This window comes from Amycolatopsis sp. (assembly GCF_036008905.1).
Lineage (GTDB): Bacteria > Actinomycetota > Actinomycetes > Mycobacteriales > Pseudonocardiaceae > Amycolatopsis.
In genome coordinates this window covers 37,737-46,416 of sequence record NZ_DASYMU010000159.1, presented here as the reverse complement: position 1 = coordinate 46,416, position 8,680 = coordinate 37,737, and the positions used below count along the sequence as shown (strand labels likewise).

The following is an 8,680-nucleotide window of genomic DNA, read 5'->3' as shown; positions in this document are numbered from 1 at the left end:
TCCACGAGTTGGTCGAGGAGGTGTTCCTCTTCGACCTTGACGTGCAGTTCGGTCATGGCGGTGGCGAGGTTGGCGTCCCAGTGGGCTTCGACGGGAGTGCCGGTGAGGTCGTGGCCGGGGTGGGCGGCTGCGGCGGCGCGGTAGGAGGGGGCGTCGAAATGCCAGGGGTGTGTCGGCAGGTGGTCGAAGAGGACGTTCGCGATGCGCAGGCCGCCCCAGTCGAAGTCGCCGTGGTAGCGGAGATCGGCGCCCGCGGCGGTGAGTTGGCGCAGCAGGAGCATGACGGCGGCGCCGGGTTGGCCGTTGGTGCAGATCAGGGGCATGCAGTGGGGACCGAGGCGGTCGGCGGCGGCGGAGACGACTACGGGGTTTTCGCAGACGGAGACGAGTTGGCCGGCCAGGCGGGGTGGATCGCGGACCAGCTGGCGCAGGGTGAGGACCACGGGCTGGCCGGCGGAGTGCCAGGCGGCGAGGGCGCGGCCGGTGGGCGTGTGCGGGTCGCCGGGGAGGCCGAGGGTCAGCGCTGTGCTGGAGAGCTCGTCGCGCAGGACGCCGACGGCGGCCCAAATCTCGCGGTTGGAAGCGTCCGGCAGGTCGGCGAGGGAGCGTGCGGCGCCCAGGGCGAGGGTGGTGAGGGGTTGGCCGTCGTCCAGGGCGTGTGCGCTGCGGACCGTTCTGGCGGCGAAACGGCCCAGCGGTTCACCGGCGGCGGGGAGGTTGTGGAGCACGGAGGCGAGGTCGGCGAGGAGGGGTTCCGCGACTGCGGGGGTGCCGGCCAGGCGACGGACCAGGCCGGTGGCGTGCAGGCGTTCGTACCACTCGAGCAGCTCGGGCCTGGTGTCGAGAAGGGCGGCCACGGGGGCGAAGGCGCGTTGCCAGGCTGCATCGAGGGAAGCCAGGTGATCGGCGCGGTCCGTGACCGGACCGGTCAGCGTGACCACGGCGGCGCCCAGGCCCTCGGGACAGGCGCCGGATCGGCGAAGGACTTCGTCGACGGCGGCGAGTGGGACCGTGAGTGTGGTGCCGGCGCGAGGTCGGCGGCCGAGCAGCCGGTGGACGGCGGCTCGCTGGTCGGCGGTGGAATCGGCGAGGGTTACCGAGGTGTTCAGGGTTTCACCGCGTTCCATTCGGCGGCGAACGCGATTGACCAGCCAGGCCAGTTCCCCGTCGCCCAACAAGCGGGTCAACCGATCATGCTCAGCCGTGCTCCTCGCCTCCTCGTCAAACGCGCTCAAGGCATCACCCTATCGACCGTGACGAACAGCGAACCTCGCCGTGATCAGGTGTCGCCCCACAAGCTTTCCTGGGGAGCCGGTGCCGGACTGGGCGCGGCGACCGGGGCGGGTTCTCGGCGGTCAACCTTGGTTCGCTTCCGGCCGTCCCATTCCCAGTTGGTGACCAGTACCGCCGCCACGTCGTCGGTGCGGGACAGCTGCGAGATCGCCAGGCCGGGCACCTCCGGATAGCAGCCCCACTCGCGTTCGCTGGTCATCACCACGTCCAGGTCGAACGCGGCGAGCAGGCCGAGGTACTTCGCCCGCGCGTTGTCGTCGACGCCGGCGAACGCCTCGTCCAGGGTGACCAGGCGCGGCGCGTGCGGGCTGCCGGCGGACGCGTAGTGCGAGGACGCGGCGGCGAACAGCGGCACGCTGGCCGCGAGCACCCGTTCACCACCCGACGCGGGGCCGGTCGCGGGCTTCCACTGGCCGTTCTGGTGCCGCTGGATGACGAACCTGTTCCAGTTCCGGTAGTCCAGCGCCTCGGTGAGATGTTCCAGCCAGGTACCTGCCGCGTCCCTGGCCCGCACCTCGGCGATCCTGGCCTGCAGAAAGCCGCCGACAGCGGCGCGATCGTCCTCGGACCAGGCGTCGGCGGTCTGCCGGAGCAACCGCTCCCGGGCGGCGGCCAATCCGGCCGGGCCGTCTTCCCGTGGCCGCCATTGCAGCCGCAGGCGCATCCCGGTACTGGTCGGCCGTTCGTCCAGCTCGACGTTCATCCCGGCGACCTGCGCCTCGGCGGCGGAGATCAGTTCTTGCAGCGTGCTCGCCACCTCGTTGACCAGGTGGTTCTCCAGAATCTCGCGCTCACGCTCGCTGAGCAGCCGCTCGCGGTCGGCGACCTCGGTGGCGAGGGCGTCGGTGAGTTCCGGGACCGTCGCCGGCTTGCCCTGGAATTCGACCTCGACCACCAGGCCGTCTTCGAAGAGGTCGCCCGACGCCTTGTTGCCCTGCCGGGAAAGGGTGTCCGTCAGCGTTTTGAGTTCGTCGTTGACACGTTTCTGGGCGCGATCCCAGGCCGGGTCGTCGTCGGGGGTGTCGGCGAGTTCGTCGTTCACCCTCCTGGCCAGCCGCACGGTGGGATCCGGCGCCCACGGCTCACCGGGGTCCGGCACCGAGAGTTCGGGCAGGGCGACGGCGAGCAAGCCGGTGGTGGTGAACCGCCGCAGCGCCTCGGCCGCCGCGGCGCGCTCGTCGGTCGCGGTCTTCAGCTGTTCGGTCAGCTCTTCGCGACGGCCCTCTGCCTTGCCTCGGGCCCCGATCGCCTCTTCGCGGGTGCGGTTGGCGTCATCGCGCTGATTTTCGTTGGTATGCAACAGCTCCGCGACGTCCGCGAGCTGTGACTCCAGCTCGGCGACGGCTGCCCCGACGGTGTCGCGCAGCGTTTTGTGCCGCTCCACGGCACCGGCTGCCTCTTGTTCCGCCGCATCGGCACGTTCCGCGAGCTCAGCCAGTTCAGTCTCGGCGTCTTCGAGTGCCTCCGCGGCTTCCGCTGCTTCGCGGGCGGCTTCGGTCACGGTGCCGACGGCCGGCCAGAGACCGGCGAGGGCGACCCGGTAGCCGGCCAGTGCACTATCCACAGTGGACAGATCGGCACGGGTTGATGGCAGGCCAGCGTCGCCGGCGCTCTCCGTAAGCATGGTCTGCGCTTGCCCGGCTTGGTCGGTCGCGTCGACTAGCCGCTCAGCGGCGATCTCCTGGCGACCCACGAGCTGTTGATAGTCACGGGCGAGCCTCTTCACGTCCGAATGCGCCTCCCGCAACGCCGTGTCGGACGGCAGGTTCGCGACCTCGACGGCCAGGATCCCCTGCCGTTCGCCCAGTAGCCGCCGCGATTCGGCCAGCTCCGCGAGTTCGGATTCCACTGTGGACAATTCAGCGCGGAGCGCGAGCAAGTGCGCACGCCGGGCTGCTTCGCGGGCGCCTTGGCCGATGTACTCGGCTGTCGGCTTGCGCCAGGAACCGGCCAGCACGCCGATGCGGAACCCGCCGTCGGTCCGCACCCAGGTATTCCCGTGCTCGCCGAGGCCGATCGACGCGAGCACCTCCGCGACGACGTCATCGGAAACCGCGTTCGCTTGCGGACTTTCGCGGTCCACTGCAGGACTCAACGCCGCGGCCAGGTTCGGCCCGGACACCCGATCACCGGGCCGCAGCACCACATCCTCGGTGTCCGGCGCCAGCACCTCACCCGCCGGGGTGACCCACGCGTCGAGGATGCCCGCGCCTTCCAACGCCGATTCGAGGCCGGCTCGCTCGGCGGGGCCGATTTCGGCGGCGAAGTCCACGAGCTGCCACAGCGGCGCACCGGCTCGCCCGGCACGGGTGGTGTTCTGCCTGGTGTACGGCGTCGGCGGAATGCTGTCCTCGCCGCGTTCCAGCCGATCGATCTCCGTCGTCAGGTCAACGCCGTGCTGCCGTGCGGAGACTTCCCGTGCCTCGAAGGCGGCGTCGCTCCGGGCGAGGGCGGCGGTCGCCACCTGCCCAGCCTCACCGACCGCGGCTGCCGCCGGGTTGGTGCCGTCGAGGGTTTCGACCCACAACTCCAGCTCTGCCAAGGTGGCGGCCGGGTCGGGAAGCCTCAATTCGGTGGCCGCGTCAAGATGACCGCGCACCGCCGAGATCAGCTCGGCGCCACATTCGGTCGCCGCGACTTCGGCGATGGTCCGGCGCTCGGCGAGTTCGTCGGCTTCCGCGTCGAGCTCGGACACCTTCCGCCGGGCCTCGGCGAGGGTGCGGCCCGCTTCCTCGACGGCACCGATCAGCGCTGTCACCTGCTTGACCGCGCGTTGCTGGCGGTCGGCGAGTTGCTCGGCTTCCCGGCGTAGCGCTAGCAGCTCCGGCTGGCCGTCCAGCGCCTTGTCGATCCGCTCCGCGTGCGAGCCGGCGATTAGTGCTGTGGTGGCGGTATCCGCGGCGGAGGCACGCGCCGCGTCCAGGCCCGAGCGCGCGGAAGTGAGGCGTTCCATCGCCGAAACATGCCGTTCCCGGCGGGTGGTCAACTTCCCGGCGGAGCGGTCGCGTTCGCCGGCGAGCCTGCTTGCGTCCTCGGTGAGCCGGCGGGCATCCTTCGCCGCCCGCTCCAACTCGTGGGCGCTGCGCATCTCGGGGCTCGCGCGGAGCGCCTCTTCCCTGGCCTGTAACCGTTTCCGTGTGGTACCGAGCTCGTCGAGCAGTGTCTTGGCTGCCGTCAGCTCGGTTTCCGCGCGCTGGTAAGCGGTCTCGGCCGCGGTCAGTTCATCGTTGACGCGCCGGTACGCCGCCTGTGCCTCACGTGGCCGGGCTGCCCGCCTTCGCGACGCGATCCGGGCGTAGCGGCGGTAATGCCCGAGGAACGACTTCGCCGCGCCATGCGCCTCGGTCATCGCGCCCAGCGCGTCGCGGTCCTCCTCCAAGCTGCGGAACGCTTCGGCGACATCCGCGACCACGGCCTGATCCAGCGGTGGAAGCGATTCGGTGAGCGCCGCGGACAGTGCCTTTTCACTGGGGCGCTTGGACAACTGCGGCTGGCGAAGCTGGACCAGCAGATCCACCAGCGCCCCGTAGCGCTGTTCGCCGAACCCGAACAAGGCCTCATCGACGGCCCGGCGGTAGCTCCGGGCCCGGTCGTACACGGTGCCGTGCTCGCCGAGTGCGTCGGCGAGCCTGTCCTTGCTCAGGGCAGTGCCGGTCGCGTCGACCAGCGCGAGACCGGCACCGACGCGCTGCTCGGTGCTGAAGAACCAGTGCCGGGCGATTCCCTTGCCGGACACGGCTTTCAGTCCACAGCCGAGGGTGCGGAACTGGGCTTCGCCGTGCTCGTCGAGCCGGCCGAACTCCAGCCAGGTGTAACCGAGGCGCTCGGAATGCGGGTGGGCGCCGCCGAGCAGGAGGTTCCACTCCATCTTCTTCTTGGGGTCGGCATCCGGTTCGACGCGATGCGGCGACAGGTCGCCGTCGAGCAGGAACGGCAGGGTCAGTGCGAGCACCTTCGACTTGCCGGTGCCGTTGTTGCCGCGCAACAGCAATCGCCCATCACGGAACCAGAATTCCTCGGTGTCGTAATAAAAGAGGTCGATCAGCCCGGCGCGCAGCGGCTGCCAGCGTTCCAGCGCCGGTTTGGGCAGCTCGCGGATCATCGGCGGTCCTTCGGAAGGCGAATCGTGGGTTCGGCCAAGGCATATCGGGACAATGCGGGACGGGCGACGACCGAGGCAGGGTTCCACCGGATCAGCCGCAGCGCTTCGAGCCGCACGAGCGCGACCGTCGTCAGCTCGATCTCCGCGCTCGGCTCGGTGGCGTTGCGGCGCCAGTATCCCTTATGAGCCACGGCGTACTCGCGCACTTTCGCGTGGAGTTCGGTTAGTGGCACCTCGCGGCCAGGGGTGCCGGATGACAGATACTCCGCGAGCAACAACGTCACGTGCCCCTCGGTCCCGCTTTCCGGCATCCGGACGTCGGTGAGATCGTCGAACGGGTCGACCATCGCGATGCCCTCGGCGCGGACCTCGGCGACCAGGCCGGTCAGCTCGGTGATCCGCGCGGTGATGGCGCCGCGCTGGCTGGTCAGGTACGCGTTCTCGGCTTCGTCCAGCTCGTCGTAATAGAGCACCGGCTCGTCCAGCAGCCGTCGGGTCAACCGGTGCCGATGGCGCTGGTTGCGCAGGTCGTCGGTGGTGGGCGGAAGTTCGGCCGTCAGCGCGCGAAGCCGTTCTTCGAACTGCTCCGCGCGCACTGTGGACGGCCCGCGCGGGGCCGCCAGCAGCGCGGCGAGCACCCGGCGTTCCACGTCGTAGAGCGCGTCACCGGTGTCCTTGACGAACGCGTCCTCATCGCCGGCGACCCGGCTGAGCACGCCGAGATCGAGGAGCAGCCGGACCACGGAGACGAGGTCGCCGCGCTCGTCCCGGCCCTGCAGGGTGAACTCGACGCCGGCGCCGATCAGCTCTGGATCGGACGCGCCGAGCACCACCTGCTCGGCCAGCCTGCCGAGCGTGATTTGCGAGTCGGCACGCTCGAGCACGGCGAGCGCGAGACAGACCAGTACGTATCGGCGGCGGCCGAACGGCTGCCGCGAACGCACGTCGCGCGCGGGGTGGGTGTGGTCGTCGGTGGTCGCCGCGCTCTTGACCAGCCTGGCGGCCTCGCTGTCGACCAGCAGCCGCCAGCCGGTGTTGCGGTCGAACCACGTGCGAAGCTCGGCCGCGTGTCGCCTGATCAGGGTGAAGTCGTCCGCCTGCGGTCCGATCGCGCGCACGATCGGACGCCGGAGCAGAGCCCGCGCGCCGCGACGGAACTCGTCGGTGCGCGACGCGGTAAGAGCATCGGAGAGGGAAGGGCTCACGCGCTTCGCTCCGCGAGTTCGTCCGTGGTCAGGTCGATGATCTCCACCAGGTGGTCCGGGCCGCGCAACACGCCGTCCGGAGTGTGGATTTCGGCTTGCCCGGCATTGTCCAGCCCGGTCAGCCGGATCGCCATGCTGCCGTCCGACGTCGTGGTCTCGACCACGCGTTTACCTGGGATCCTGGCCGCGAGTGCGTCCCCGAGCAGCCCGAGGAAGAGCTTGAACGCCGCTGGGTCGAGCTCGCCGAGGTCGGCGAGCCGGGTCGGGTGGGTGGTGGCCAGCGCGGCCCGCGCGGCGGCCGTCTCGGCTGCTTCCCTCGCCGCGAGTTCGGCCAGGTAGCGCCGCTGTTCGGTGCGGTCGACCATCTTGTTGGCCTTACCGCGACGCTCGTAGCTCCCCGTCTTGCGCAGCTGCGGGCTGATCTCCAATGGCGGCGCTTCCAGCCACGAGGTGCCTGGTGGGATCGGGGTTTCGGCGCGGGCCTCGAGAGTTTCGCCGTCCACAGTCAGATGCCGCGCGGGCGAGAGCCCGAAGGCCGACCGCCACAACCGGTGCAGGGATGCCTCGTCCGGTGCCTGGGCAAACCACTTCGCGAGGCTCCGGAAGTCCGCGGACCGGTCGGATCGGCCGGACCGGCGGTCGTTGAGGGCGGCTACCACCTGCAACAACTGCGGGATCGCGGCGCGGGCCTGCGAGCGCAGCAGTTTCGCCTGACTGGGGTGATGCTGCTCGCTGACGAACCAGGTACGGAAGCCGTGCCAGCGGTCCTGCCACAGCGGCCGGACACGTTCGAACTCCTGGCGCTGTGGGTCATCCGCTCCCGGAGCGGCATCCTCAGCCTCTCGCCAGGCGGCGATGTCCAGCAGCGCGCCGACCCCATGCCGCTCCACCATGTCGATCAGTCCCGAGATCTCCCCGCCGGTGCCGACCAGGTCCCTGATGAAGCGTTCGAGATAGTCGATCAACCGGTCCTTGTAAGCCCGGAACGCGTCCGCGTCGGCGTCGTGCAGGTCGATGGTTCGCTGCAGCGAACCCATGAAGGCCTGCGCGTTGCTCGCCAGGTCGGTGAACCGGCCGACCAAGCCGCGCAGCAGCAGATGCACCTTGGCCGGATCGGGGGCGGCCTGCCCAGCGAGTTCGAGCAGCGCGTGCAACTGGGTGGCGATATCGGAGAGGGCGACAGCCTGTAGCGCGCCGCGTCTTCCGAGTGCCTCGTCGTAGGCCGTCAGTGCGGCCTCGGCGGCCTCGCCGCGTTCGGTGAGCTGATAGAGGAAACGTGCGCGGTGGAAGTCCTCGACTGTGGTGACCCGGCTGGTATCGGGGTCGGCGCGCAGATTACCCCAGTCCTCCAGCCGGGCGAGGGCGTCCGCGATGGCGGGTAGTTCGACGCCTGCCAGCGCCTCGTGCACGTCCTCCGGCCGCAGATGTACCGTGAACCTGCGCTTGGCCTGGAGGAATGTGCCCATGACACGGCGATAGAGCGCGGAGTTGGGCACAGTCAGGTGCGCGAACGGCTGGAAGTCGGGATCGACCACCGCGTACTCCTCTCTGTGATGGATCCGAGGGTACGGAGGCTTACCGACAGTCTTGGCCCGGCGCGCTCAGAAGTGTCAGCCTTCGATGATGCGGCCTTCGATCACCTGGTGCTGTTGCTGCGGCTTGGGCTCCGGGTCGACGACTTCGCTGTCCACGATCACGACCGGTCCGCGGGTGCGGTTCGCGTACATGACGGCGCGGTGTTCGATGCGGCGCAGCCACATCTTGCGGAAGACCGAACGGGTCGGCGGGAGCAGGAGCAGCAGGCCCGCGATGTCGCTGACGAAACCGGGCAGCATGATCAGCACGCCGCCGAGCGCGACGAGCATGCCGTTGGTGACCTCGGCTTCGGCCGGGCGGCCGGCGCGGGCTGTTTCGACGAACGCGCGCATGGCTTTGGCGCCTTCGCGGCGGCCGAGCCAGGAGCCGAGGAGTGCCCCGGCGATCAGTAGTCCGATTGTTCCGAGCACACCGACAGCCGAGCCCACCGCCCAGACGGCGGCCACCTCGGCGACCACATAGAGCAAGAACGCGACAGCCATAC

5 protein-coding genes are annotated in these 8,680 nt (G+C 69.9%); all 5 read right to left on the bottom strand.

The annotated features are described in order from the left end of the window. On the bottom strand, positions 1-1,187 hold a 1,187-nt coding region (locus VGP60_RS27945; RefSeq protein WP_327551094.1), incomplete at its 3' end, for a TIGR02679 family protein. A gap of 92 nt (positions 1,188-1,279) precedes the next feature. Then, the gene (locus VGP60_RS27940) at positions 1,280-5,395 is read right to left on the bottom strand and encodes a TIGR02680 family protein (RefSeq protein ID WP_327551093.1); all 4,116 of its coding nucleotides are present in this window, start codon (positions 5,393-5,395) and stop codon (positions 1,280-1,282) included. Continuing rightward, on the bottom strand, positions 5,392-6,600 hold the full coding sequence (locus VGP60_RS27935) for a TIGR02678 family protein (protein WP_327551092.1): 1,209 nt from the start codon (positions 6,598-6,600) through the stop codon (positions 5,392-5,394). Before VGP60_RS27935 ends, VGP60_RS27940 begins: the two co-directional genes overlap by 4 nt. After that, the gene (locus VGP60_RS27930) at positions 6,597-8,135 is read right to left on the bottom strand and encodes a TIGR02677 family protein (RefSeq protein WP_327551091.1); all 1,539 of its coding nucleotides are present in this window, start codon (positions 8,133-8,135) and stop codon (positions 6,597-6,599) included. The genes VGP60_RS27935 and VGP60_RS27930 overlap by 4 nt, the downstream gene beginning before the upstream one ends. 75 nt (positions 8,136-8,210) lie before the next feature. After that, a complete protein-coding gene (locus VGP60_RS27925) occupies positions 8,211-8,678 on the bottom strand; it encodes an FxsA family protein (protein WP_327551090.1) in 468 nt (155 codons plus the stop codon). Between the last annotated feature and the right edge of the window lie 2 nt (positions 8,679-8,680).

What these genes read in the sequence shown, in the direction of transcription:
- VGP60_RS27925 (WP_327551090.1), bottom strand. Translation starts at nt 8,678, where the DNA reads ATGGCTGTCGCGTTCTTGCTCTATGTGGTCGCCGAGGTGGCCGCCGTC.
- VGP60_RS27940 (WP_327551093.1), bottom strand. Translation starts at nt 5,395, where the DNA reads ATGATCCGCGAGCTGCCCAAACCGGCGCTGGAACGCTGGCAGCCGCTG.